A 26,231-nucleotide genomic window follows, 5' to 3' on the forward strand; every position below is an offset into this window, starting at 1 on the left:
ATTATATGCAGCAACATGCCTGCATCCCCTAGAGGGGGTGCGGGGCGAAGAACGGGGCAGGCGACTGTCCCGTTCTTTCGTGTTCAGGGTTATGTGGTCAGGTGCCGGTCAGCGTGTCGCGCGCCATGCGGCCCATGCTTCGGGCGTATCAAGGTCCAGTCGCGCGCGGTTCTCCGGCAGGGGGATCAGCAGCGTCTGGTCCTGGGCCTGAGCGATGATCTCTTTCCCGCCGGTGTCACCTTGCATCCGTGCAAAATGATCAAAATGGCAGGCGGCAAAAACCGTCGGGTGACCCGGCTTTCCATCCGCCGTCGCACCGCGCCATATCGTGTAATTTGATTTGATATCAACGGCGTGAAAGACGGTGTTCAAGTCATCTTTAGTCAGTTCTGGCAGGTCGGCAAGCAGCACCATCGCGGCAGGCGTCCCGGCGGGAAGGGCCGCAAACCCAGCGCGGAGCGAGGCGTTCATCCCCTCTGCCGCATCCGGAACGGGGAGCGCTTCAACCTCCAAATCAGCCACAAGCGCGTAGCGCGGGTGGGGCGCAGGTGGCAGCGCCACAATGACCGCGCCTCGCGTCGCCGCCCGCGCAATCCGTGCCTGTCGGCGCAGCAGGGGTTCGCCCTCCACGATCTCTTGCAGTTTGTCGCGCCCCCGCATCCGCGAGGATTGCCCCGCGGCCAGCAGGATGATGGGGATGTCATGGCTCATACACCGACCATAGCCAGATTGTTCAACCACCGTAAGAGCATAGCATCAGACCCGCCCGCTGATTTAGCCCGGCATTTTTGAACCATCGGGCGGCATAGGGCGTTGGGCTTGTAAGCCAGGTGATCTCCGCGCAAGCTTGTTGAACATGGCACTTCATGACGCGGACATACCCTATGAACTTTGACTTCCTTCTGCCATCGACACTGCTCCGCAAGGGCCGTGAATACAGCCGCAAGCTTTGGGTGCGTGTGCTGATCATGGGGTTGTTGGCGGTCTTGTCGCTGCTGCTGAGCATGTTGATCGAACGCTGGATCCCGCAATCGCTCGCGACCTATCTGACCGGCAGTGCGGCGGACCGGTTGCTGTCGATCATCGCCAACGCGATGCTTGCGGTCACCACCTTTTCGCTTAGCGTCATGGTCACGGTATATCGCAGCACCTCGACCCAATGGACGCCGCGCATTCACCGCTTGATCGTGCAGGACCGCACCACCCAGAATACGCTGGCCGTCTTCATCGGGGCCTATGTGTATGCGCTGATCGCCATCATCCTGCGCGAGCTTGGGGTGTTCGACGACAAGCGGTCTTTCGTGTTGTTCGTGATGACGGTGATCGTATTGACGGTGATCGTGTTCAGCCTGATCCGCTGGGTGCTGCATTTGCAGACCTTTGGCAGCCTGATCGATACCTCGCGACAGGTGGAGGATCAGACACGCCGCACCTTCAAGGAACGCCTGCATAATCCCTGCCTCGGGGCCAATCCGCTGACAGGTGATATTCCCGACAGTGCAAAGCCGTTCACCGCGGATGAAAACGGCTATATCCAGCATATCTATCCCGAAGCGTTGAATACCGTGGCGGAAAACCACGGGGTGAAGATCTATCTCAAGCGCAACATCGGCAGCTTTGTTTTCGTCAACGAACCTTTGATGATGATCGACCGCGTGGGGCAGCCCAAGGACGATGAACACACCGATGAAACGCTGCATGCAGGGATCAATGCCAGTATCACCATCGGCGATTTGCGAACCTATGATCAAGATCCGCGCTTTGGTCTCATCGTGATGGGAGAGGTCGCGTCAAAGGCGCTGTCGCCCGGCGTGAATGACCCCGGCACCGCGATCGACGTGATCACCCGCATTGGCCGCATTCTGAGCTTTTACGAGGACGAGACCGAAAGGGACCGCGACGAGGTGCTGGACCACATCTATGTCGCACCGCTGGACCCGTCTGACCTGATGCAGGACGCTTTTGGCGCGTTGGCGCGGGACGGGTGTACGGTGGTCGAGGTGCAGCAGCGGCTTCAAGCCACGCTGAACGGCCTGATGCGGCACCCTGACGAGGGGCTGCGCATCGCCGCGCGCAGAGCTGCCGAACGTCACCTCAGACGCGCGCTTGCCAAGATCGACTTTGAACCCGACCGGGCGCAGTTGATGGAAAGCGCCAGCCAAGACGTGCGCGATGCGGTCCGTGACGCGGTAAAGCGCAGCGATACAGAGGATGACGCGCCAAAGATGGACAATGACACCACCTGAGGGCGGCTTTTACAGGGGGCGGATTTTCAGCTGTGTGATCCGGTTGCCATCGCGGGCGATGACCTCGAACCGGAACCCGTGGAAAGAGAATACCTGATTGGGCGTCGGGATCATCTGCGCTTCGTGGATCACCAGACCGGCGACGGTATTGGCTTCTTCGTCGGGCAAATCCCATTCCGTAGCGCGGTTCAGGTCGCGGATCGTCATGGCCCCATCGACGAAATACTGCCCGTCCTCGGCCTTGGTCACGCCGTGGTCAGCATCTGGGTCGAATTCATCGGTGATCTCGCCGACGATTTCTTCAAGGATATCCTCGAGCGTGATCAACCCCTGAAGCGAACCATATTCATCCACCACCAGCGCAAAATGGGTGCGGCGCCGCAGGAACTGGCGCATCTGTTCGTCAAGCGTAGATGTCTCGGGCACGAAATAGGGTTTCATCGCGATATCGGCGATTTTGAACGTCTTGAACGGTTTGTCATCCTCGGCACCGCTGATGTGCTTGTACATGGCACGCAGCAGGTCTTTGGCATGGATCACACCGATGATGTTCTCGGGATCATCGCGGTAGACGGGCAGGCGGGTGTGGTTGCTTTCAAGGATCTGTTCAAGGATCTGCGAAGGGTCATTGGCGGCATCGATCATCTCGATCCCTGACCGGTGGAGCATGACCTCTTCCACCATACGTTCGCGCAGGTCGAGCGCGCCTAGAATACGGTCGCGGTCTTCTTTCTCTACCACGCCTTCAGAGCGGCCGATTTGCAGCGCGCCCGCGATTTCCTCGCGCACGGCAAGGATGTTGCTGTCAGGGTCGATGGTCACGCCGAAAAGGCGCAAGATGCCGCGGACCAGAAACCGCACGGCTGACACCACGGGGCTGAAGATCAGCACCACCAGCGCAATGGGCCGCGACACGGCGGCGGCGGCGGTTTCAGCATTGGTGATCGCATAGGTCTTGGGCAGAACCTCGGCAAAGATCAGGACCAGCAGCGTCATCACCAGCGTCGCCAGCGCCACACCGGATTCGCCAAAGACCCGCGTGAACAGCGCCGTAGCAAGCGAGGCTGCAAGAATGTTCACAAGATTGTTGCCCAGCAGGACAGAGCCGATCAGCCGCTCGTTATCCTCAGTGATCTTGAGCGCACGTTCCGCCCCCTTGGACCCTTTATCCGCCTGACCCCGCAGCTTGCCCCGCGATGCCGCCGTCAGCGCCGTTTCCGACCCCGAGAAGAAGCCGGAAAGCACCAGAAGAAACAGGATGATACCGCTGCTGATCCAAAATGCGCCGTCTAGGATTGCGGGGGCCGTGTCCATTTGTGAGTATACCTTATCCGTTTGCTCATAGGGTTATGGGCGTGTGTGCGGTTTCATTCAAGGGATGAGCAGGGTGAACCATCAAGATTTGGGACAATTGAACGGGCCGATTGTGCTGTTCGGCGGTCCGTATTCCAACCTGCAGGCGCTTGACGCGCTGTTTGACCGCGTGCGGGCCTTAGGGCTGGGGCCGGACCGGATGATTTGCACCGGCGATGTGGTGGCCTATTGCGCCGATGCCCATGCCGTCAGCGACAGGATGCAGGACAGTGGCATCGCGGTAGTGGCGGGGAATTGTGAAAAGCAGCTTGCCGCAGGTGCGATGGACTGCGGCTGCGGGTTCGAGGATGGCAGCGCCTGCGATCTGCTGTCGGTCGGCTGGTACGGCTACGCCAGCGCGCAGATCACCCAAGCGCAGCGCGACTGGATGGGGCAGGTGCCGGACATCCTCAGTTTTCACCACGCCGGAAAGCGCTATGCCGTGATCCACGGGGGGCACCACGATATCGCCCGCTTTATCTGGCCCGTCTCGCCCAAGGCCGTTTTCGACGCGGAATGGCAGGCGGTGGAGCACAGCATCGGTCCGGTGGACGGGATCATCGCAGGGCATTGCGGGGTGGCGTTTGAACGGCAGACAGCGCGGGGGAGGTGGATCAACGCCGGTGTCATCGGCATGCCGCCCAACGACGGCGCACCGCAGACCCGTTTTGCGGTGCTTGATGCGGGGCAGGTGTCGTTTCACAGGCTTGACTATGACTATGCCGCCGCCGGCCGCGCGATGGTGCAGGCGGGGCTGACCCAAGGCTACCATAAAGCGCTAGAGACCGGTCACTGGCCGTCAGAGGATGTCTTGCCGCCGGAACTGCGCCGCCCCGCCTTGGCCAGCGGATGATTTTCCAGCACCAGCTCGGACAGACGTGCCTCTAGCACATGGGTGTAGATTTCGGTCGTGGCGACATCGGCATGGCCCAGCATCGTCTGGATCGCCCGCAAATCGGCCCCATTGGCCAGCAGGTGCGTGGCAAAGGCGTGGCGCAATGTGTGGGGGGTGACCTTGGACGGATCAACACCGGCGGTCAGGGCAAATTCCTTGATCAGCAGATAGAAGCGGTGGCGCGTCAGATATCCGGCGCTGCCGCGGCTGGGGAAGAGGTAAATCGACGCGGGTTTGCCCTTGGCCTGTGCGGCCTCGTCGGTTTTATCGCGCTGCACCAGCCATGCCGCCAACGCCTCGCGAGACGGGTCAGACAGGGGCACCAGACGTTCCTTGCCGCCTTTGCCCATGATCAAAAGCAAACGCGGATCGCCGCGGGCCGCGCTGACACTAAGGCTCACCAGCTCGCTCACCCGCATGCCGGTGGCGTAGAGCAGCTCCATCAAACAGGTGTTGCGCAGCTGGTCCGCAGTGTTGCGCCCCGAGTGGCGCGCCGCGTCGAGCAGCTGGTCAACCTCGTCTTCCGACAGCACCTTGGGCAGACGCTTGTCCTGCCCCGGACCGGCAATCTGGATCGCGGGGTTATCGGTGCGCCACCCTTCTTCAAAGGCGAAACGGTACAGCTGTTTGATCGCCGACAGCCGCCGTGCGCGGGTGGATTTGGCAAGCCCCTGCGCGTCGCACCAGACCAGATAGGCTTCGATATCCTTGCGACCGACCGTGACGAAATCCAATGCGCGGCGGGCGAGAAAACTGTCAAAATCCTTCAGGTCGCGCCCATAGGCGAGTTGCGTGTTCGTGGCCGCGCCCAGTTCCGCCGCCTGCGCCTCTAGGAAGGTTGAAATCCAGTGCAGCAACTCGGTCTGCATCAGTCACGCTCCAGCAAAGACGTTTGCAAGGCAGCCCGCCGCGCGGCATCTTCCAGCCCCAAGGCCCGCAGGGTAGAGATCGCATCGCGCAGGGCAGCCGTGTCGCCGCGGGCACCGTCCTCTAGCAGGGCAATCGTATGCAGGATGGCGCTGCCCAACTGACCGTATTGCGCCATTTCAACCAGCCCCTCACGTGGTGTTGGCGTCGTGAACGCGCTGGCAATCCCCTGTGCGTGGGGGATGTCGGGCGTGGTTTTCGGGGCCTCGCCGCGCGCGATCTGCGACAGGAATGCAATCTCTGCCGGTGTCGTATCGGTGCTGGTAACCTGCTCGTAGAGCGGTGACAGCAGCAGGATACGGTCACGCAGGGCGGCGCTGGCACCGGTAAGGTCGGTGTCCTGCAAATCCTCGGCATAGAGGGTCGCGAAGGTCACTTCGGTCTCGGCCTGCTGCATGGCGCGCCACGCGGGGCGCAGGGCTTTGGCGATTGCCTCTGTATTGCCGCTGGACATGGCCGTGTCGAACCGCTGGAGCGCTTCGACACGGTCCCACACCCCGCCAGAGGCCGCAGGCTCACGGTCGGTATAAATGCCTAGAAACCGGTTGTCGGGCAGGGCACCGATACGGGTCAGACGCTCCGCCGCGTCTAGCTGCGCTTTCCAGCCCGCGATATCGCGCAGATCGGCCACAGCATAGGCGGCGGGCAGGTTCCGCGTGGGCTGCGGCTCTCCGATCGCTTCGAGCAGCCGGAACTTGAGCGGCGTCATCTCGCGCGGGCCGGGCAGGGGCGCGGCCCCTTCGTAAAGGTCAGGGTTAAGGAACCGGTCCAGCAGCGACAGATCGCTTTCGGGCAGCAGCGCCAGCGCTTGGGCAGACCCCAACGTCAGCGCCGCTGTGTCCCATTCCCCCGACCGCGCAGCGCACAGGATGCGCACGCCGTAATCCGTTGTCAGGAAGGGCTTGTCCTTTAGTCGTAGGCAGGCACGATCTTCTGTGCCCAAAAGCAGGCTCACCTGCATCCATAGGCCAAAGTGATCCGGCGAAGTCTCGACACCCGCCTGTTCGATCAGCGACATCGCAGGGTCAAGCGCCGCAGCATCCATCAAGGTGCGCACACGGGCGAGGGCAAGCGCATCGCCCTGTTTCGCATCCCCCTGCGGCGCGGTTGCTTGCGCCAGCAGCAGGGTAAACAGCAGCGAATGGGCCACGGGCAGGTGAAGCTCTGGCAGACGGTCGAGCTGATGGGCGATGTCTTCCGCTGTGCTGCCCGTCCATACATCCTGCGGCAGCCCTGTCACCTTGGTTGGCACCAACCCGATGGCGCGCGGCCCGCCTTTGCCCAAGGGGGCCACGGTCACGACAGGGGGCAGCGCGGTCTGCGCCACGGGGGCCTCGTCCGGCTTTACGGGGGCCTTGCGCGTTGGTTGCGGCGTCTTGGGACGTTCGCCGAGCCAGTCGATCACCGACAAAGGCGCGTTGCGGTCATTCTGCGCCGCGGTTTGCGCGGCGACACCAAGGGGGAGGGCAATCAGGCAAAAAACGCTTAGCTGCCTGACAAATCGGATCATTGCTGCTCCAACGTCACGGATTCGCGGATTTCGACCTGGGGTGGTGCAAAGTCCGCCCCGAAGAACGGCCCCACATAGGCATAGACCGCAAGGCCGATGAACCCGATAATTGCGAGGTAAATCAGAAACTTGATCAGCTTGCCCATGGAATCCGCCTGCTTTCTTCTGCATCTTTTGACTATTCTATATATGGCCTTTTGGGCAAGATCACGTCATTCACACAAGAATGAGCGAAATTCAGCAATCCCCAGCCGATACGGCCCAAAACACCCCTCGGTACCATCTTAAGAAGACGGTTGTCATGGTGGGTATGATGGGCGCAGGTAAAACCGCCGTGGGCCGCGCTTTGGCCGCGAAACTCGGCGTGCCCTTTGTGGACAGCGACCACGAGATTGAGGCCGCTGCCAATCTGACCGTGCCCGAAATCTTTGAGCGCGACGGCGAACCCTTCTTTCGCAAGCGCGAGACCGAAGTGATCTCGCGTCTGCTGGATAAAGAGCCCGGCATCCTGTCGACCGGCGGGGGCGCCTTTCTGGCGGAAGCCAACCGCGAGAATATCTCGGCCCGCGGGGTGTCGGTGTGGCTGGATGCGGATCTTGACCTGCTGTGGAACCGCGTGCGGTACAAGACCTCGCGCCCGTTGCTGCGCACCGCTGACCCGCGCGGCACCCTGACCGAGCTTTACGAAAAACGTGTGCCGATCTACCGGCTTGCGGATATGACAGTTGCCAGCACGCCGGCGCTGTCGATTGACGCGATGGCGCAGCGCGTGGTGGATGCGCTGGCGGATCGTCCAGATGTACTTGAGGTGCTGTGATGCGAGAAACGGTTCATGTCGGTCTTGAGGGCCGCGCCTATGATGTGGTGATCGGCCCCGATCTGCTGGCGCAAGCAGGCGCGTTGATTGCCCCGCTGTTGCGCCGCAAACGTGTTGTGGTGGTCAGCGATGAAACGGTTGCGGCGCACCATCTGGACAGTTTGCGCGCCGGACTGGACGCCGCTGACATCAGCGTCGAGGCGCTGGCATTGCCGCCGGGCGAGGCCACAAAATGTTGGGCAGAGCTGACCCGCACGGTCGATTGGCTGATGGATCAAAAGGTCGAACGCAACGATGTCGTGATTGCCTTTGGCGGCGGTGTCATCGGTGATCTGGTGGGCTTTGCCGCCGCAATTCTGCGCCGTGGTGTACGCTTTGTGCAAATCCCGACCTCGCTTCTGGCACAGGTCGACAGTTCGGTCGGGGGCAAGACGGGGATCAACGTATCGCAGGGCAAGAACCTTGTCGGCGCGTTTCATCAGCCGTCACTTGTATTGGCCGATACGGCCGTGCTTGGCACATTGCAGACGCGCGATTTCCTCGCCGGATATGGCGAGGTCGTCAAATACGGGCTGCTGGGGGATGCGGCCTTCTTTGACTGGCTCGAGGTGAACGCTCCCGCGATGGCCGCTGGCGATATGGCGCTGCGCGTAGAGGCGGTGCGCCGGTCTGTCCAGATGAAGGCCGATATTGTGCTGCGCGACGAAAAAGAACATGGCGACCGCGCGCTGTTGAACCTTGGCCATACCTTCTGTCACGCGCTTGAGGCGGCGACGGGCTATTCCGACCGGTTGCTGCATGGCGAAGGTGTGGCGATCGGCTGTGCGATGGCGTTCGAATTGTCCGCCCGTTTGGGGCTTTGCGCGCAAGAGGACCCCAGCCGCGTCCGCGCGCATCTGCGGGCCATGGGGATGAAAACCGACCTGCGCGACATCGACGGAGATCTGCCGGACGCCGCCTATCTGCTTGATCTGATGGGGCAGGATAAAAAGGTCATCGACGGCAAGCTGCGCTTTATTCTGGCCCGCAGCATTGGCGATGCTTTTGTCACCGCCGATGTCCCCAAGGAAGCGGTGCTGCAGCTGCTGGATGACGCGCTGGCTGAACGCCACTAGGGGGCGTCGCCCACCCGGCTTAAGTCACGACAAAGAAAAAGGCGGGGAATTCCCCGCCTTAACTATGTTTGGTATCCAATTGATATCAAAATGGGATTTCATCATCCAGATCGCGCGAGGAGCCGCGACCACCGTCGTTGCCGCCGCCCGAGGGGCCACTGTCATAGCCGCCACCGTAGCCGCCCTGATCCGACGGTCCACTGTCGTAGCCGCCACCGCCGCCGCCGTAGTTGCCACCACCACCGGAACCACCACCGTCGCGGCCATCAAGCATGGTCAGCGTACCGCCAAAGCCCTGCAGGACAACTTCTGTGCTGTATTTATCTTGACCGGACTGATCTTGCCATTTGCGGGTTTGCAGCTGGCCTTCGATATACACTTTGGAACCCTTCTTCAGGTACTGCTCTGCAATGCGCACAAGCCCTTCCTGAAAGATCGCCACCGAATGCCATTCGGTCTTTTCGCGGCGCTCGCCGGTGTTGCGGTCTTTCCATGTCTCGGATGTCGCGATGCGCAGGTTGCACACTTTGCCGCCGTTCTGGAACGAACGCACTTCGGGATCGCGCCCCAGATTCCCGATTAGGATCACTTTATTCACTGAGCCGGCCATGATGCCCCCATTTGCTGCAAGTTTACGGGCCACGCGCGAATCCCGCACGCACCTTGGATTGGCCGACGTTATACCCAGCAGGGTTTGCGATAAACAGGGGGGAGGCGGGATTATCGCCCTTGCGACCCACGCAGATGTGACAGGGGGCAATAAAGGGTGGCACCAACGGGTCAGTTTGATATGGTCTGCGGGAATTGAGACTGCGTGGGGCAGGGACAATATGCGAATTTTACTAACGGCGGCGCTGTGCTGCCTTTCTGTGGGCGCAGCACCGGTTGCCGCCGATGTGTTTTCATCCAAGAACCGGACCAAGCTTTTTGCGTCCCAGACCAAGATTTTGGACACACGGGCGTCAAAACAATATGCGGCCTCTGTCCGGTTGCAGCCACAACGCGTGGTCACCCCGACAAAATGGGACACACCCAAATATCGCGGCAAGTACAAGGGCGTCTATCTTGGCATGGCGCGCGAAGCCGCGATGCGTCACGGCATTCCGGCGGATCTATTCTTGCGTCTCGTGCAGCAGGAAAGCGGCTGGAACCCTGCGGCGCGGTCGCATAAAGGCGCGCTTGGTCTGGCGCAGCTTATGCCGGAAACGGCGCGGATCCTGCGTGTGGACCCGACCGACCCCTACGAGAACCTTGATGGCGGTGCACGATACCTCAAGCGTCAATATCAGGCGTTCGGGTCATGGAACCTTGCGCTTGCGGCCTATAACGCGGGGCCGGGGGCGGTGAAGAAATACGGTGGCATCCCGCCCTACGCCGAAACCAAGAACTATGTGAAGGTGATCGCGGGTCTGTGATGCACCGCGATAAGTGGCTGTGAATACTATATATTTCGCCGCTTTATACTGATTTCCGCTTGCCGTTTTTCGCGGCGATGGAACCATATCGCCACGGCTGATGTTCCCTTTCCACAGCGTCAGCAGGTCGTCTTCTACGGTCTGCGCGCATCAGAAAGATAAGGAGCATTCGCATGTTCAACTCAGTTAAATCGATCGCCTTGGCCACGGGTGTCAGCTTGGCCGCATTGTCCTCTGCCGCATTTGCGGACGACAGCGTTGCCTTCTCCGCGATTGACGTAAGCTCGTCGATCAACGCCGCGCAGGACGCCAATGCAATGGAATACTACCCCCAGATCACCGAGGACCTGAAAGCCGCCGTGGCCGCCCGGGTATTGGGCAGCGATGACGCTAGCGATCCGACGATCAACATCGACATCCGCAAAATCTCGCTGGATGGGGACACGATGCTGAGCGACAGTCAGGAATTCAACGAGATCGAAGGTGTGGTGAACATCTCATCGCCCAATGAATCGATCGGCGCGCGCAGCTTCCCTGTGAATGTCGCCGCCTATTCGGTCGACCAGGTCGTGCCCGAGGGCTATGTCGCTGTGTCCCCGACCGAGGGTGTTTTTTACGAAGTCATGATCAACGGTTTTGCCGATGAGGTGGCCGAACAGGTCGGCAATCTGAACACCGCTGGTAGCGGCGTCAGCAAATAAGCCACCCTGCCTCGATCAGGCAGAAGCGGCCATCGCACATGCGGTGGCCGTTTTTTGATGCGTAGCGAAGGGTTCAGCGCGCCGTAACGTCCATCTCGATCACCGGCTCCATCGCCGCAAGCTGCGCGTCATCCAGATGACATTTCACCGTATGCCCCGCCGCCAGCGCCCGCAACTCTGGCACCTGCGTCTCGCACAGATTTCCCGGCACCTGAGATTTCCATCGGCAGCGCGTCTGAAAGGGGCACCCGGACGGAGGATTCATCGCCGAGGGAACATCGCCTTCCAGCACGATATGTTTTTTCTTCACCCGCGTGTCGGCAATCGGCACCGCAGACAGCAGCGCTTCGGTATAGGGGTGGTAGGGCGGAGAGAACACCTGATCCGTGGTGCCCAATTCGACCACATGTCCCAGATACATCACCATCACCCGGTCGCTAAGGTATCGCACGATGCTCAGGTCATGGCTGATGAACAACACACAGGTCTGTTGCGCCTGCTGGATCTCCATCAAAAGATCCGTCACCGCCGCCTGAACCGAGACATCAAGCGCCGAGACGGGTTCATCCGCCACCACGATCCGCGCGTCTCCGGCAAAGGCACGGGCAATCCCCACGCGCTGTTTCTGCCCGCCCGACAGTTGGCGCGGCATGCGGCTGGCGAATTCCCGCGGCAGTTTGACCAGATCCAGCAGCTCCAGCATACGCGCCTTACGGTCACGCGCGGATGTGCCCACGCCAAACACTTCAAGCGCGCGGATGATCTGGCGGCCCAAGGTCATTGACGGGTTCAATGTGTCGAAAGGGTTCTGGAACACCATCTGGATATCAGCGACGGTCTGTGTCCCCCGATCCTCGATCGCGATGGTCCCGATATCACGGCCATCCAGCAGCAGATGACCGGCTGTGGCCGTCTCCAGCCCCATAAGAACCTTGGCAAAAGTGGACTTGCCGCAACCGGATTCCCCCACGATGGCAAGGGTTTCACCCGCACGCGCTTCAAAGCTCAGCTCTTCGTTTGCTTTAACCACTTTGGTACCGGTGCCGCCAAACATGGAATGCGCCGCCGCCTGATAGTATTTCTTGAGCTTGTCCATTTTCAGAACGACGTCGCCAACCTCGCCCTTCGACTTGGTCGCCGCATGCGCCATCGGCGCGGCCCAGTCGATTTCATCGTGCCGGATACAGCGGGTCGCGTGTCGCGTGTTTTCGGGCACATCCAGCATCGGAATGGCGCCCTGATCGCAGCGCCCTGCGACAAAGTAATAGCAGCGCGGGCCAAAGTTGCAGCCCTCGGGGCGTTCATGGGGCAGGGGGAAATTGCCGGGGATAGCGACCAGCGGGCGCGCGGTCTTGTCGGCACCGGGCAGCGGGATCGACCGGAACAGAGCCTGTGTATAGGGATGGCGCATGCCGTCGAACACATCCGCAATCGACCCGCGCTCGACCGCCTCGCCGGAGTACATGACACAGATGCGATCGCAGGTGTCCAGCACCAGCCCGAGGTTGTGGCTGATGAACAGCATAGAGGTGCCGTATTTGCGCCCCAGATCTTTGACCAGATCAATGATCGCCGCCTCGACCGTGACATCCAATGCTGTGGTGGGCTCGTCCAGGATCAGCAAGGACGGCTCTGACATCAGGGCCATAGCGATGACGATACGCTGCTGTTGCCCGCCTGACAGCTGATGCGGATAGGCCTTGAGGATACGTTCGGGGTCCGGCAGCTTGACGTCGGTCACCAATTGCAAGGCGCGGGCATGGGCCTCGCGTTTCGACATGCCACCGTGGATCATCGGCACTTCCATCAACTGCTGCCCGATCCGCATGGCGGGGTTCAAAGAGGCCATAGGCTCTTGATAGATCATCGCGATCTCGCTGCCCCTGATCTGACGCAACTCAGCGGCGCTCATCTGGGACAGATCGCGCCCCTTGAATTTGATTGACCCGCCCACGACACGCCCGTTCACCCCAAGGTCCTGCATCACGCCCAAAGCGACAGTTGATTTACCACAACCGGATTCACCAACCAGCCCCACAGCCTCGCCCGGTTTGACCGAGACCGAAAAATCCATCACCGCTGGAATTTCGCGCAGCCGTGTGAAGAAAGAGATCGACAGCCCGTCGATCTCCAGAATTGGCCCGTCATATGCCTCGCCCATGTCCAACTCCCTTAGCTTCAACCGCAACCATATACTTCATTTTGCCAAGTAAACTCCGGGGGTGCGGGGGCTGGCCCCCGGCGGCGGTTCCCCCAAATCAATCCCGCAAACTCTCTTCACGCAGCCCATCCGCGAGCAGGTTCAACCCCAGCACAAGGCTCAGCAAGGCCAGCGCCGGCGCGATTGCCGCATGGGGGTAGAGCGCCAGCAGGCGCCGCCCTGCGTTGATCGTGGTGCCCCAATCGGGGCTTTCGGATTCCAGTCCCAGCCCAAAGAACCCCAGCGTGCCAAGCAGGATCGTTGTATAGCCGATGCGCAGGCAGAAATCGACGATCAGGGGGCCGCGGGCATTGGGCAGGATCTCCCATAACATGATGTACCACGGTCCTTCGCCGCGGGTCTGCGCGGCCGCCACATAGTCGCGTGTCTTGATGTCCAGTGCGAGCCCGCGCACGATCCGGAATACTGTGGGCGCGTTGACGAAAACCACCGCGACAAAGACCACCAGCAACCCCGGCCCGATGTCGAGGAAATCCACAAACGCAGGCAGGCCCGGGATCTCGTAGGTCTGGGTCCGCACCAGCGCCCCATCGTCCGAGATCATCGCGAGGTAAAGCCAGCCCACCAGCCCCAGTACCACGACCAGCACCGGCGTGCGGGTGCTTGGCTGCGTGCGCAGGCGCGTGTTGAGAAGCACTCCAAGGAACACCAGCGGAAAGATGAACAGCACAATTGCCATGTAATTCGGCAGTCCGGTCAGCACGATTTCGGGGGTGACCAGAAGATAAAAGATCAAGATCACCGGAAAGGCGAGGATCAGATTGGCTAGAAAGCTCAGGAATACGTCCAGTTTACCGCCATAGTAGCCCGCAGGCAGCCCCAGCGTGATCCCCACCATAAAGGCAAAGACCGTCGCCATCGGCGCGATCTGGATCACCACCCAGGCCCCCTTGATCAGGCGGCTGAACACATCGCGGGCAAGGTTATCGCCGCCCAGCAGGAACCACGGGTAGTCGCCGTCCTCGGCACGGGCCAGCGGTGTGCCGGGAAGCTTGTTCTTCATGCCCGAGGTCTGGCTGAGGCTGTCATGGGTCACGATCATGTCGAACACCCCGCCGAACAGCCCCGTATAGACCCAGAACATCACCAGCCCAAAGCCAATCATGCCAACGGTGCTGTCAAACAGTTTGCCATAAAGCCCCAGCCGGCGTTTGAAAGTGATCGACAGGGCAAAGGTCACGATCAGCGCAATCCAGACCGGCAGCAGACGCTGCGCCATGCCGCCAAAGATGCCGGCCTCGGCGCCTATGAAAATGCCCCCGACGACATAGACCATCAGCAACGCCGTCGCCGCCGCAATACCCGCGGTGGTGATCTGCCCCATGCGGCGCGCTCCCGCAGGGGAAGTCGGCAGCAGGGGCCAGACCATCTGCATCGCGATGCCAAGCAGCACGACCAACACCGCGCCCCCCAGCAATGGGTTCACCCAGTCCAGCGCACCTGTCCATGTCAAGGGGTCCATCTGCATTGTCTCCTCAGGTGATCCGGATGCGCGGGTTCAGCACGACATAGCCGATGTCCGAGATCAGCTGCGTTGTCAGCACCACGATCACCGACACGACCGACACGGCCAGCAACAGCTCGATGTCATTATTCGACGCGGCGCGGACCAGCAGCCAGCCGAAGCCCTTGTAGTTAAAGAGGGTCTCGACGATGACGACTCCGTTCAGAAGCCACGGAATTTGCAGCATGATCACCGTGAACGGCGCGATCAATGCGTTGCGCAGGGCGTGTTTCAGGACGATGTTGCCAAAGCTCACCCCCTTCAGCCGCGCCGTGCGGATGTATTGCGCGGTCATCACCTCGGTCATCGAGGCACGGGTCATGCGCGCGATATAGCCCATCCCGTAAAGCGAGATGGTCAGCACCGGCAAAAAGAAATTCCAGAAGGTCGCGTCTTTCATCGCACTGGCAGCGGAGCCCAGAAACAGCGTTTTGCTGTCGATCCAGCCCCAGTCGGCCAGCAGGGGCGACAGCCCAAATCGCGAGGAGGCGAGCAGGGCGATGAACACGACACCAGACACATATTCAGGCGTCGCGGTTGTCAGGATTGAAAAGGTCGACAGGGTCCGGTCCGTCCGCGACCCTTCGCGCATCCCCGCCAGCACGCCCACAATCAGCGCCATCGGCACCATCAGCAGGATCACGCAGCCCATCAACTTGCCCGTCAGCGCCAATCGCGTCAGGACGGTGGGGCCGACATCCTCTTGGAAAACAGTCGAAAATCCCCAATCCCCTTGAAAGATACCGCAAAAGCGGCGGCGGTCGCCCTCGGGCGTGTCTTTGGTGTAGCACCGCCCGAAACTGGTGCCGTCATCCTCTTGCGTCACCCATCCGGGCATGACGCCCAGCCATTGGCCGAATTTGACCGGCAGCGGGTCAAGATAGCCGCGATCCCCCAGATAGCTTGCGACCGCTTCGTCCGACATGCGGAAGTTGCCTTGGGTCTTGGCGAGCTTTTCGAGGTTCGGATAGAGGTTGGTCAGCCAGAACACGATAAAGGTCAGGCATAGCGCTGTTACCACCATCACGCCCAAACGGCGCAATATGAAAATACCCATGTGATGACCCTGTTGCGCGGCGGTACGGCGACACCTCGAAGGCGCGCGGCTGCGTTTGAATTTGTCGCAGCGCGGTCCGGCTTTTGCCGATACGTTGCGCGCTGCGCGGCTCCCTTATTGTCCGCTTTCCACCATGACATGGGCGGTGCGGATGTGTTTTTCTTGAGTACCAGTCAGCCACAGGTCGCGGTGGCAGGTCAACTCGGTACTTTGGAAAAGGGCGCTAACCCGAGCGTCCTTGCGGCCACCGGCCCTGACGCGTCAGGCCGCAGTTGCCCGCAGACGCGAGGGTGTGAGGCCCGTGTGTTGCTGCATGAACCGTGTGAAATAGGCGGCAGAGCCAAAGCCAAGGTGGCGCGCGATATCCTGTGCGGAATGCTCTGTCGTGCCAAGCAGATGCCGTGCCTCATGCACCACCCGTTCGGTCAGGATATCCGCTGCAGTCTTGCCGGTGGCGGATTTTACGGCCCGTGACAGATGCGTCGGCGTGACCTCCAGGCTTTCGGCGTATTGCGCCATCGGCGCGCCGCTGCTGTAGTGTTCACAGACCATCTGGCAGAACCGCGCGCTGAGCCGTGCGGCGGCGTTGCGCCGGTTGGGGACATGTTCGTCCTGCATGATCTGGCGCCGCAGCCAGACCGACATCAGCGCCGCGTGCCCCTCTAACGCGTCATGATACAGCGGGCGCTTGGCCTGTTGTTCGCGCTGCGCGGCTTCGATCAGTCCGGTCAGTTCGGTCTGGGCCTGCACATCCCGAATACGCAGGTGGCGCGGCATTTGGGGCAGGCGCAGCTCGGTGCCGTCAGGGATCACCACCGCTTGCCCGATGCCCTGCCGCCCCATATCAAGGGCAAAGAGCGCACGGGCAGGGATAAACACCGCGTTATGCGCCCCCAAGCCGCGCCGCTGGCCGTCAAGCTGCAGCAACCCCTGACCGCGGGTGATCCAGATCAGCATATGCACAGGCCGGTCATGACAAAGCTGAACGCGCCAGTCCTGCCCTTGCGACAGTTGCGCCAGTGTCAGCAATTCGATCGTGTTCTCTGTCATTGCATGACCCTATCAGCAAAAGACAAGTAAACACTATCGTTATACAGAGATACGGAAAGATAAAGGCAGTAAAAGATAATTTCGCCGTTTTGGCAGCCGCGTGCTACCCCGGCACATATTGCAGCCAATCGGCGGTGTTCTTGCGCATCCACGTGCGCTGCCGTTTGGCATACTGCCGTGTCGCGATGATGGCATCCTGTCGCGCCACGTCAAGCGGTGTCGCGCCGTCAAGGTAGCGCATCAGCTCGGGTACGCCGATGGCACGGTGCGCGGGCAGGGTGGGGTCGTAATCGGGGCGCACGGCGGCAACTTCGTCCAGCGCGCCTTGGTCCAGCATCTGGTCAAAGCGACGGATGATCCTGTCGTTCAGCCAGTCCTTTGACGCGGCAACGGCGACAGGCTGACAGCGTTCCATCGGCAGGATGGGGGGCGGCGTATCATCTTGCCACGCGGCCAGCCCGCGCCCTGTCGCTTGCTGCACCTCCCACGCACGCTGGACGCGCATGGGGTTATAAAGATCGATGCGGCGCGCCGTCTCTGCATCAAGCGCGTCGATCATCGCCGCGCGGGTCATGGTGTTGCCCACGGCGCGCACCGCATCGGGGGTCGGGGGAATGTCCACCAGCCCCTTGGTCAGCGCCGCGAAATAAAGCCCCGTGCCACCGACAATGATCGGGCGTGCGGGCTGGCGCAGCACCTCGGTCACCTCGCGCAGCCAGTGGCCGACCGAATAGGGGTCGTGTGCCGCGACATGGCCATACATCAGATGCGGTGCCAAAGCCTCTTCCTCGGCCGAGGGGCGGGCCGAGATCACGCGCCAGCAGCCGTAGACCTGACTGGCATCCGCGTTCACAATCACCCCGCCCTGAGCCTGCGCAATCGCCAGCGCCAGCGCCGATTTACCCGACGCCGTGGGCCCCGCAATCAGGACAGGCGCAGTAGGGTCGATAGAGGAAACCACGTCAGAGACGCGGGACAGCGGGGCATCTGGCATTTCTTTGCGTGAACCTCTGACGGAGCATTGAATGTTTGCGCTATTTGCGACATTTTACGGCGCAATGAAAACCCCTCCCACACCCTGAAAGGTGCGCCCATGCCCGAGAGCCAGTCAAAAGTAACATTCAACCGGGTCATGCTGAAGATTTCAGGCGAAGCATTGATGGGCGATCAGGGGTTCGGGCTGAACCCGCCAACCGTGCAACGCATCGCGAACGAGGTCAAATCGGTTCACGATCTTGGCGTCGAAATCTGCATGGTCATCGGGGGCGGTAATATCTTCCGCGGGCTGCAAGGATCGGCTCAGGGGATGGAACGCACCACCGCCGATTATATGGGGATGCTGGCCACCGTGATGAACGCGCTGGCGATGCAATCCGCGCTGGAGGAACTGGGCATTCACACGCGGGTGATTTCCGCGATCACGATGAACGAGGTCGCCGAACCCTACATCCGTCGCCGCGCCGTGCGCCACCTTGAGAAAAAGCGCGTGTGCATCTTTGCCGCGGGCACCGGCAACCCCTATTTCACCACCGATACCGCCGCGACGCTGCGCGCCAATGAAATGGCCTGCGAAGCGATCTTCAAGGGCACCAAGGTCGATGGTGTCTATGACAAAGACCCCGCCAAATTCGACGATGCGGTCCGCTATGATGACGTGAGCTATGACGATGTGCTGCAAAAGCGCTTGGGGGTCATGGATGCCTCTGCCATCGCCTTGGCGCGCGACAACAACCTGCCGATCATCGTCTTCTCTCTGGACGAGCCGGGCGGCTTCAAGGGGATTCTCGCGGGCGAGGGCACATACACACGGGTTCAGGGCTAGGCCCCAACCTACGATAGATGCGGGGCTCCCTATACAAGGGGGGCTTGATCGCGTTATATCGGTTCAAATCTAGATAGTTACAAAACCACCGGGGACATCATGTCAGACGATTTTATGCTGGACACAGACGATCTTGAGCGGCGCATGAACGGCGCAATCGCATCGTTGCGCACCGAATTTGCCTCTTTGCGCACAGGCCGCGCGTCCGCTTCTATGCTGGAGCCTGTGATGGTCGACGCCTACGGCAGCAGCACGCCGATCAACCAGGTGGGCACCGTCAACGTGCCCGAGCCGCGGATGGTCACCATCAACGTCTGGGACAAGGCGCTGGTCGGCAAGGTCGAAAAGGCGATCCGTGAATCCGGTCTGGGTATCAACCCGCAGCTGAATGGCACGATCATCATGCTGCCGATCCCCGAGCTGAACGAGGAACGCCGCACCCAGCTGACCAAGGTCGCGGGGCAATATGCCGAAAGCGCCCGTGTATCGATCCGCAACGTGCGTCGCGACGGGATGGACCAGATCAAGAAAGCCAAGGCCGACGGCATGTCGGAAGACGATCAGAAAGTCTGGGAGGGTGAGGTTCAGGACATGACCAACAAGTTCATCGCCCAGATCGACGAGCAGCTTGAAAGCAAACAAGCCGAGATCATGCAGGTTTAAGTACCTTATTCGATGCGCGCGCCCCCAAGGTCCGCGCATCGGCCTGCAGTTCGATAAGGATAGATGATGCCTGCTGCGACCGACCAGACCTTCCAGCTTGTCCCAGGGGCACCGCGCCATGTTGCGATCATCATGGACGGAAACGGCCGTTGGGCGACCCAGCGGGGGCGTCCGCGTCTGTTCGGGCATCATGCCGGTGCCAAACGCGTGCGTGAAATCGTAGAGGCATGTCCCGATTTCGGCGTCGAGTATCTGACGATCTTTGCCTTCTCGACCGAGAACTGGAAGCGTACACAGGTCGAGGTGGCAGGACTCATGAGCCTGTTCCGCCGCTATATCACCAAAGAGACCAAGGCGCTGAAAGCCAAGGGCGTGCGCGTCCGGTTTATCGGTGACCGTGTCCGGCTGGATGCGAAACTGGTCAAGCTGATGAATGTGCTAGAGGCAGAGACGGCGGAAAATACCCGTACCCATCTGACGATTGCGCTGAACTACGGCGGTCGCGACGAGGTCGCGCGCGCGACACAGCGGCTGGCGCAGGACGTTGCAGCGGGTCTGCTCAGCCCTGAGGACGTCGACGAAGAGACCCTGCCGCGCTATCTGGACACCCATGTTCTGCCGGACCCCGATCTGGTGATCCGCACCAGTGGCGAGGCGCGGATATCGAACTTTCTGCTGTGGCAATCAGCCTATGCCGAATATGAATTCATTGATACGCTCTGGCCCGACTTCACCAAGGCCGAGTTTGGCAATCTTTGTGCGGCCTTTGGCAATCGCGACCGGCGCTTTGGTGCCGTGTCCTCCTGATCGTACGACGAAAGGAAAGCACTATGACACCTTCTTCGGAACGCTGGTCTGACCTCACGGCGCGCGTCGGTTCGGCGCTGGCGATGATTGTGGTCGGTCTGGGCGGCATCTATCTGGGCGGGCCCGTGTTCCACGTTCTCGTCGCGATCATTTGCGGCGTCATGGCGTGGGAACTGGTGGGGATGTTGAACCCGTCAAACCGCAGCGCACGGAGGCAGATGGGCTTGTTGGTCGGCGCGGCGACGCTCGCTGCGATCTACCTGCCCGTGGGCTTTGCCCTGCCGGTGCTGCTGGCCCCCGCGTTGGTGGGCTTTGGCCAGTTGGAAAAGCACCGTACGATTTTCATGTGTTTCACCGTGATGATCATGCTGGCCGGTTTCGGGCTGACGCAGGTCCGCGATGATTTCGGCTTTGGCTGGCTGATGTGGCTGGTGCTGGTTGTGGTGATCACCGATGTCGTTGGCTATTTCGCCGGACGTGCCATCGGGGGGCCGAAGTTCTGGCCCAAGGTCAGCCCCAAGAAAACATGGTCCGGTACGGCTGCGGGCTGGATCGGGGCGGCGGCTGTCGGTTTCCTGTTCTCGATCAACACCGGTGTGGGCTTGCAGCTGGTCGGTGTCTCTGTCGCCATGTCGATGGCGTCGCAGATGGGGGATATGGCGGAATCCGGGATGAAGCGTCGCTTGGGGGTCAAGGACAGCTCTAACCTGATCCCCGGTCATGGCGGCTTGCTGGATCGGTTCGACGGTATGCTGGGGGCGGCGCTGTTCCTGCTGATCATTGGTCGTTTCCTGACCATCACACCCGCGCTAAGCTGATCTTCACCCTATGAAGAAAGTCAGTATTTTCGGGGCCACGGGCTCTATCGGGCAGAATACCATTGATCTGATCGCGCGCGCGCCCGACGCCTATGATGTCGTCGCGTTGACCGGTGCCAGCAATATCGCGCAGCTGGCAGAGGATGCGCAGCGGTTGAACGCGCAGCTTGCCGTCACGGCCCATGAGCATCTGCTGGACGACCTGCGCGACGCGCTATCAGGCACGGGGGTAGAGGCCGCCGCCGGAACACAAGCCATCAACGAAGCCGCCGCACGCCCCGCCGATTGGGTCATGTCCGCCATCATCGGGGCCGCGGGTCTGGCACCGGGGGTGGAGGCGTTGAAACAAGGCGCGACGCTAGCCCTTGCGAATAAAGAGTCGCTGGTCTGCGCCGGTCAGCTGATGCTGGATACGGCCATGGCACATGGGGCCACCATGCTGCCGGTCGATAGCGAGCATTCCGCCGTGTTTCAGGCCCTGATCGGCGAGGATATCTCGGCGGTGGAACGGATCATCATCACCGCCAGCGGCGGGGCGTTTCGGGATTGGCCGCTGGAAAAGCTCGCCGATGCCACGCTAGAGCAGGCGTCGAGCCATCCGAACTGGGACATGGGCCAGCGCATCACCATCGACAGCGCGTCAATGTTCAATAAGGCGATGGAAGTCATTGAAACGCGTGAATATTTTGGCGTGAACCCCGACCAGATCGAAGTGTTGGTGCATCCGCAGTCGATGATCCATGCGCTGGTGGGGTTCAATGACGGTGCCTTGATGGCGCATATCGGCCCGCCCGACATGCGCCACGCCATCGGCTTTGCCCTGCATCACCCCAACCGAACGCATTTGCCGGTAGAGCGGCTGGATCTGGCGAAGATCGGCAGCTTTGACTTCCGCGCCCCCGATGACATCCGTTGGCCCGCCCTGCGCCTCGCGCGCGAGGTGATGGCGCGTGGTGGCATGGCCGGTGCGGTGTTCAACGCCGCAAAAGAGGTCGCGCTGGACGGGTTTATCGGCGGCAAGCTGCGCTTTCCCCAGATGGCAGAGATCGTCGAAGACACGATGGAAGCGCTTTTCCCTGACAATGGGGTGATCGATGCGGCCATCACACTTGATAACGTCGCACAGGTGGACCATCTGGCAAGGCAGGCCGCATGGGCCGCAATAACAAAGAGGGCAGGGTAGAGTTTTGGATATTATGGCATTGATCCCGCAGTTTGGCGGGCTGATCTGGACGCTTCTGGCTTTTGTGATTGCCCTGTCGGTGATCGTCGCGATCCATGAATACGGTCATTATATCGTCGGACGCTGGTCCGGCATCCATGCCGATGTTTTCTCTCTCGGGTTTGGCCCGGTGATCTACAGCCGCTACGACAAACGCGGCACCAAGTGGCAGATCGCGGCGCTGCCCTTTGGCGGCTACGTGAAATTCGCGGGCGATGCGGATGCGGCATCGGGCAAGGATGTGGCCGCGATGGAAGCGGCCGAGGCGGACCCGAAGCGGTTGCGTGCCACCATGCATGGTGCGCCGCTATGGGCGCGTGCGGCCACGGTCGCTGCGGGGCCGGTGTTCAACTTTGCCCTGTCCATTCTGGTTTTCGCGGCCATCGGGCTGTCGGTCGGCGTTCCGCGTGACCCGATGACCGTCGGGGAATTGCACCCGCTGCCGTTTGACCAGAATGAACTGGTCGAAGGGGACGAGATCGTCTCTATCGGCGGGGTGACCCTGCCGCCGGTGTCCGATGCCACCGCCTATGCCGATGCTTTCGCCAGCATCCCGCTGGACCAGCCGCTGCCCTATGAGGTGAACCGTGGCGGGGAGATCGTGACCGTGGATGGGCCTTATGTCATGCCATCGCTGGTCAAGCAGGTGATGCCGCAATCGGCGGCCTATGAGGCCGGTCTGAAAAGCGGCGATGTGATCACCTCGGTTGACGGGGCAGAGATTTTCGCCTTCCGCCAGTTGAAGACCGCTGTTGAAGCCTCTGAAGGCACGCCGCTTGAACTTGATATCTGGCGCGACGGGGAAACGCTGGACATCACCCTGCGCCCCAAAGTGACGGACGAACCGCAGCCGGACGGCAGCTTCAAGTCGCAGATGCGCATTGGCATCGTGGGCGGCACCGCCTTTGACACCGCCACCACGAACCCCGGCGTTCTGACAGCGCTCTGGGGTGGGGTAGAGAACACAGGCCGGATCATCAGCGGGTCGCTGTCGGGTCTTAAGCATATGATCGTGGGCAATATCAGCACCTGTAACCTGAGCGGCCCTGTGGGGATCGCGCAAACCTCTGGCGCGATGGCGTCGCAGGGCGCGCAAAGCTTCATCTACTTTATCGCGGTGCTGTCGACGGCGGTCGGTCTGCTGAACCTCTTCCCGATTCCGGCGTTGGATGGCGGGCATCTGGTGTTCTACGCCTATGAAGCCGTGACCGGCAAACCACCCAGCGATGGCGCGTTGCGCATTCTGATGACCATTGGTCTGACCTTGGTACTGGGGTTAATGGTCTTTGCCTTGGGTAACGATTTATTCTGCCCTTAGGCGATATTTTGCCGCCTAAAGGGGGGTAAAAAGTTACAAAAGTCTTATTGCTGCCTTAATTGGTCAAACGAGCGCCGCAATCGCCTGCGATATTCGATCCAAGTTACAAAGGATACGAGTATGCAGACGTTCAAGACAAGTTATCGCGGTTTAAGCCTTTTGGTTGATCTGAACTGGGACCGCGCTTTGTACTTCGGCTTCCTGATCATCGCGCTGACCGCCGGCGCGTGGATCGGCGCATAACGGCGTTCTCTCTCCCCATCCCGGTGCCCTCCCGCACTCTATCGTGATCCAACTGGCCGTCATACACACTATATAGGTGTATGGCGGTCTCTTCGTTTTGACAAAGGCCGCTAACCTGTCTAGTCAGGACGAAAGAGTTTTTTGACAGCGGGTAGGGCAAATGATGCACAACGACAGGTGGAATAAGCCCACCGAAACAGCGGTTTTCACTCCTTTTGCGAAATCCTTGCGCAGCGCTTCTTTTTGCGTAATGTTATCAGTGGCTTGGCTGGTTCCAGCGCCACATGCTGACGCGCAAAGCTATCAATTCAACACAGTTCAGATCGACGGTAACGAACGGATCGGCGACAGCGCCATTCTAAGCCGCGCAGGAATCGCACGCGGTCGGGCGATCAGCGCGGGCGAATTGAACGATGCTTACCAGAACCTTCAGGCGTCCGGCCTGTTTGAAAGCGTAGCACTTGAACCGCGCGGCGGGACATTGGTGATCACGGTCGTAGAATTCCCCACGATCAACCGCATCAGCTTTGAAGGCAACGCGCGCATCGACGACGAAGCGCTGGCTTCGGTCGTTGATTCAGACGAACGCCGCGTCTTTAACCCGACCCAAGCCGAAAAAGACGCCAATGCCATCGCGCAGGCCTATAGCAACGACGGCCGTATCGCCGCCCGCGTCCAGCCCAAGGTCATCCGCCGCGACCAGAACCGCGTTGATCTGGTGTTTGAAGTCTTCGAAGGCGACAACGTCGAGATTGAACGTCTGAGCTTTGTCGGCAACCGCCAATATTCGGACCGTCGTCTGCGCCGCGTGCTGGGGACCAAGCAAGCGGGCCTGTTCCGCCGTCTGATCAAACGCGACACTTTTGTGCCCGAACGCATCGAGGCCGACCAGCAGATGCTGCGCGATTTCTACCTATCGCGCGGCTATGTCGACATGCGTATTTCGGCGACGAACGCTCAGCTGACCGAAGAACGCGACGGCTATTTCGTGCAGTTCAACGTGCAAGAGGGGCAACAGTTCAAGTTTGGCGAGCTGACCGTGACCTCGACCATCAACGGGGTGAACGCTGAAGATTATCGTGGCGTGATCAAGACCAAATCCGGTGCCGTCTATTCGCCGTCGCTGGTCGAGACGGATATCGCCCGGATGGAACGCAAAGCCATCCGTGACGGCGTTGATTTTCTGCGGGTCGAACCGGTTGTCACGCGCAATGATCGCGACCTGACGCTGAACGTCGAATATCGCATCTCTCGTGGTCCACGTGTCTTTGTCGAACGGATCGACATCGAAGGTAACACCACCACGCTTGACCGCGTTGTGCGCCGGCAGTTCGACAGCGTAGAGGGTGACCCGTTCAACCCGCGCGAGATCCGTGAAAGCGCCGAGCGCATCCGCGCCCTTGGTTATTTTGAAAGCGCCGAAGTCAACGCCCGCGAGGGGTCTTCCCCCGAGCAGGTCGTCGTTGACGTGAATGTTGTGGAACAGCCGACAGGCTCGCTCAACTTCGGTGGGTCGTTCTCGTCCAGTGACGGGATCGGCGTCGCGGTCAGCTTTGCCGAGGATAACTTCCTGGGACGCGGCCAAAAGCTCAAGCTGACGGTCAGCACGGCTGAAGATGCACAGCGCTATGGCTTCAACTTTATCGAGCCGAGCCTCTTGGGGCGTGATGTGGCGTTCGGCCTGAACCTCGATTATGCCGAAACAAGCTCGTCCTATAACTCCTTCGACACCGAACGTATCGTCTTCCAGCCGACCCTGTCGTTCCCTGTCAGCGAAAACGGGCGGTTGAGCCTCAACTATACCTATGACGACCTTGAGATGTCAGAGCGGGACGATACCACAACCGGTTTCGTCGTTGCTAATGACATCGCCGCGGGCCGTCAGGTGACCTCTTCGATCGGGTATAACTACAGCTACGACACCCGCCGCGCCGGCCTTGACCCGACATCGGGTGTGCTGCTGCAATTCGGGCAGGATTTCGCAGGCCTAGGGGGTGACACTAAATTCGTGAAAACCACCGCCAAAGCCATCGGCGAAAAGCGTATCTTCAACGAGGAAGTCACCCTGCGTGCTACCTTGCAAGGTGGGGCATTGGCATGGAGCGAGGGCAACAACCGCGTTTCCGACCGTTTCTTGATCGGCCCATCGATCATGCGCGGCTTTGAAACCGGCGGGATCGGCCCGCGCGATCAAAGCAACGGGTCGGACGACTCCCTTGGGGGTAACCTCTTTGTGGTTGGTAGTCTTGAGGCGGAATTCCCGCTGGGCCTGCCCGAAGAATACGGCATCAGCGGCGGCGTCTTCTATGATGTCGGCAACGTCTGGAACCTCGACGATGTAGAGATCCCTACGGGCTCGTCTATCGTTGGTGAATCCGGTTCGTTCCGCCACGTGATCGGTGTCTCGCTCTTCTGGGATACGCCTGTTGGTCCTTTGCAGTTCAACGTCTCTAAAGCCTTGAAAAAAGAGGACTACGACGAAGAACAGAAGTTCGAAGTGACCCTGCGGACCGATTTCTGAGGCCGT

At 60.6% G+C, this 26,231-nt stretch carries 25 protein-coding genes; 14 read left to right on the plus strand and 11 right to left on the minus strand.

Annotated elements, in window-relative coordinates:
• Nucleotides 1-108: 108 nt before the first annotated feature.
• Entirely contained in the window at nucleotides 109-711 is a 603-nt protein-coding gene (locus ABM428_RS09000; protein WP_353627864.1) for a nucleotidyltransferase family protein, read from the minus strand.
• Nucleotides 712-884: 173 nt separating this feature from the next.
• On the opposite strand from ABM428_RS09000, the gene ABM428_RS09005 reads away from it, so the two are divergent.
• The gene (locus tag ABM428_RS09005) at nucleotides 885-2,246 is read left to right on the plus strand and encodes a DUF2254 domain-containing protein (protein WP_037944216.1); all 1,362 of its coding nucleotides are present in this window, start codon (nucleotides 885-887) and stop codon (nucleotides 2,244-2,246) included.
• A gap of 9 nt (nucleotides 2,247-2,255) precedes the next feature.
• Here the strand turns inward: ABM428_RS09005 and ABM428_RS09010 are convergent, their stop codons facing one another.
• Nucleotides 2,256-3,560, minus strand: coding sequence for an HlyC/CorC family transporter (locus tag ABM428_RS09010; protein WP_005853373.1), 1,305 nt, complete (start codon nucleotides 3,558-3,560; stop codon nucleotides 2,256-2,258).
• A gap of 64 nt (nucleotides 3,561-3,624) precedes the next feature.
• Here ABM428_RS09010 and ABM428_RS09015 point away from each other — a divergent pair, with 64 nt between their 5' ends.
• Nucleotides 3,625-4,452 (plus strand): metallophosphoesterase family protein, encoded by an 828-nt coding sequence (locus tag ABM428_RS09015; protein WP_353627865.1) that lies wholly within the window; start codon nucleotides 3,625-3,627, stop codon nucleotides 4,450-4,452.
• Here ABM428_RS09015 and ABM428_RS09020 read toward each other — a convergent pair.
• From ABM428_RS09020 to ABM428_RS09030, 3 genes are read right to left on the minus strand one after another with little or no spacing between them, the layout of a single operon-like run.
• Nucleotides 4,389-5,363, minus strand: coding sequence for a site-specific tyrosine recombinase XerD (locus ABM428_RS09020; RefSeq protein ID WP_353627866.1), 975 nt, complete (start codon nucleotides 5,361-5,363; stop codon nucleotides 4,389-4,391). The genes ABM428_RS09015 and ABM428_RS09020 overlap by 64 nt on opposite strands.
• Nucleotides 5,363-6,931 (minus strand): hypothetical protein, encoded by a 1,569-nt coding sequence (locus tag ABM428_RS09025; protein WP_353627867.1) that lies wholly within the window; start codon nucleotides 6,929-6,931, stop codon nucleotides 5,363-5,365. Before ABM428_RS09025 ends, ABM428_RS09020 begins: the two co-directional genes overlap by 1 nt.
• Entirely contained in the window at nucleotides 6,928-7,077 is a 150-nt protein-coding gene (locus ABM428_RS09030) for a hypothetical protein (protein ID WP_005853380.1), read from the minus strand. The genes ABM428_RS09025 and ABM428_RS09030 overlap by 4 nt, the downstream gene beginning before the upstream one ends.
• An 80-nt stretch (nucleotides 7,078-7,157) precedes the next feature.
• Between ABM428_RS09030 and ABM428_RS09035 the strand changes: the two genes are divergently transcribed.
• Both ABM428_RS09035 and aroB read left to right on the plus strand, forming a co-directional pair.
• The gene (locus tag ABM428_RS09035; RefSeq protein ID WP_009826981.1) at nucleotides 7,158-7,748 is read left to right on the plus strand and encodes a shikimate kinase; all 591 of its coding nucleotides are present in this window, start codon (nucleotides 7,158-7,160) and stop codon (nucleotides 7,746-7,748) included.
• Nucleotides 7,748-8,863 (plus strand): 3-dehydroquinate synthase, encoded by a 1,116-nt coding sequence (aroB, locus tag ABM428_RS09040; protein WP_353627868.1) that lies wholly within the window; start codon nucleotides 7,748-7,750, stop codon nucleotides 8,861-8,863. The genes ABM428_RS09035 and aroB overlap by 1 nt, the downstream gene beginning before the upstream one ends.
• 85 nt (nucleotides 8,864-8,948) lie before the next feature.
• Here aroB and ABM428_RS09045 read toward each other — a convergent pair whose 3' ends face one another.
• A complete protein-coding gene (locus ABM428_RS09045) occupies nucleotides 8,949-9,473 on the minus strand; it encodes a single-stranded DNA-binding protein (protein WP_005853386.1) in 525 nt (174 codons plus the stop codon).
• Nucleotides 9,474-9,693: 220 nt separating this feature from the next.
• Here ABM428_RS09045 and ABM428_RS09050 point away from each other — a divergent pair, with 220 nt between their 5' ends.
• Entirely contained in the window at nucleotides 9,694-10,278 is a 585-nt protein-coding gene (locus ABM428_RS09050; protein ID WP_064215715.1) for a lytic transglycosylase domain-containing protein, read from the plus strand.
• Nucleotides 10,279-10,451: 173 nt separating this feature from the next.
• Complete coding sequence (locus tag ABM428_RS09055; RefSeq protein WP_353627869.1) at nucleotides 10,452-10,979, plus strand: hypothetical protein; 528 nt, start codon at nucleotides 10,452-10,454, stop codon at nucleotides 10,977-10,979.
• Nucleotides 10,980-11,052: 73 nt separating this feature from the next.
• Here ABM428_RS09055 and ABM428_RS09060 read toward each other — a convergent pair whose 3' ends face one another.
• From ABM428_RS09060 to miaA, 5 genes are all read right to left on the minus strand, one after another.
• On the minus strand, nucleotides 11,053-13,140 hold the full coding sequence (locus ABM428_RS09060) for an ABC transporter ATP-binding protein (RefSeq protein ID WP_353627870.1): 2,088 nt from the start codon (nucleotides 13,138-13,140) through the stop codon (nucleotides 11,053-11,055).
• 97 nt (nucleotides 13,141-13,237) lie between these two features.
• On the minus strand, nucleotides 13,238-14,662 hold the full coding sequence (locus ABM428_RS09065) for an ABC transporter permease (RefSeq protein ID WP_353627871.1): 1,425 nt from the start codon (nucleotides 14,660-14,662) through the stop codon (nucleotides 13,238-13,240).
• Nucleotides 14,663-14,675: 13 nt separating this feature from the next.
• Nucleotides 14,676-15,761: an ABC transporter permease gene (locus ABM428_RS09070; protein WP_132996641.1), complete on the minus strand. Its 1,086-nt coding sequence runs from the start codon at nucleotides 15,759-15,761 to the stop codon at nucleotides 14,676-14,678.
• 261 nt (nucleotides 15,762-16,022) lie between these two features.
• Entirely contained in the window at nucleotides 16,023-16,811 is a 789-nt protein-coding gene (locus ABM428_RS09075; protein WP_037944226.1) for an AraC family transcriptional regulator, read from the minus strand.
• 103 nt (nucleotides 16,812-16,914) lie between these two features.
• The gene (gene miaA / locus ABM428_RS09080; RefSeq protein WP_132996640.1) at nucleotides 16,915-17,805 is read right to left on the minus strand and encodes a tRNA (adenosine(37)-N6)-dimethylallyltransferase MiaA; all 891 of its coding nucleotides are present in this window, start codon (nucleotides 17,803-17,805) and stop codon (nucleotides 16,915-16,917) included.
• Between the two features lie 99 nt (nucleotides 17,806-17,904).
• Between miaA and pyrH the strand changes: the two genes are divergently transcribed.
• From pyrH to bamA, 8 genes are all read left to right on the plus strand, one after another.
• Nucleotides 17,905-18,633: a UMP kinase gene (gene pyrH, locus ABM428_RS09085; protein ID WP_074634962.1), complete on the plus strand. Its 729-nt coding sequence runs from the start codon at nucleotides 17,905-17,907 to the stop codon at nucleotides 18,631-18,633.
• A gap of 99 nt (nucleotides 18,634-18,732) precedes the next feature.
• Nucleotides 18,733-19,296 (plus strand): ribosome recycling factor, encoded by a 564-nt coding sequence (frr, locus tag ABM428_RS09090; protein WP_005853404.1) that lies wholly within the window; start codon nucleotides 18,733-18,735, stop codon nucleotides 19,294-19,296.
• A gap of 63 nt (nucleotides 19,297-19,359) precedes the next feature.
• Complete coding sequence (gene uppS, locus ABM428_RS09095) at nucleotides 19,360-20,103, plus strand: polyprenyl diphosphate synthase (RefSeq protein ID WP_005853406.1); 744 nt, start codon at nucleotides 19,360-19,362, stop codon at nucleotides 20,101-20,103.
• 23 nt (nucleotides 20,104-20,126) lie between these two features.
• Nucleotides 20,127-20,921 (plus strand): phosphatidate cytidylyltransferase, encoded by a 795-nt coding sequence (locus tag ABM428_RS09100; protein WP_064216563.1) that lies wholly within the window; start codon nucleotides 20,127-20,129, stop codon nucleotides 20,919-20,921.
• A gap of 10 nt (nucleotides 20,922-20,931) precedes the next feature.
• Nucleotides 20,932-22,104, plus strand: coding sequence for a 1-deoxy-D-xylulose-5-phosphate reductoisomerase (gene dxr, locus ABM428_RS09105; RefSeq protein WP_132996639.1), 1,173 nt, complete (start codon nucleotides 20,932-20,934; stop codon nucleotides 22,102-22,104).
• 4 nt (nucleotides 22,105-22,108) lie between these two features.
• Nucleotides 22,109-23,461, plus strand: a complete 1,353-nt coding sequence (gene rseP, locus ABM428_RS09110) for an RIP metalloprotease RseP (RefSeq protein WP_132996638.1) — start codon at nucleotides 22,109-22,111, stop codon at nucleotides 23,459-23,461.
• A gap of 120 nt (nucleotides 23,462-23,581) precedes the next feature.
• Complete coding sequence (locus ABM428_RS09115) at nucleotides 23,582-23,704, plus strand: hypothetical protein (protein WP_005853414.1); 123 nt, start codon at nucleotides 23,582-23,584, stop codon at nucleotides 23,702-23,704.
• Between the two features lie 250 nt (nucleotides 23,705-23,954).
• Nucleotides 23,955-26,225, plus strand: a complete 2,271-nt coding sequence (gene bamA / locus ABM428_RS09120) for an outer membrane protein assembly factor BamA (protein WP_353627872.1) — start codon at nucleotides 23,955-23,957, stop codon at nucleotides 26,223-26,225.
• Nucleotides 26,226-26,231: the final 6 nt, after the last annotated feature.

Origin of the sequence: Sulfitobacter sp. TCYB15 (assembly GCF_040435955.1) — a bacterium.
GTDB classification, from domain to species: Bacteria; Pseudomonadota; Alphaproteobacteria; order Rhodobacterales; family Rhodobacteraceae; genus Sulfitobacter; species Sulfitobacter pontiacus.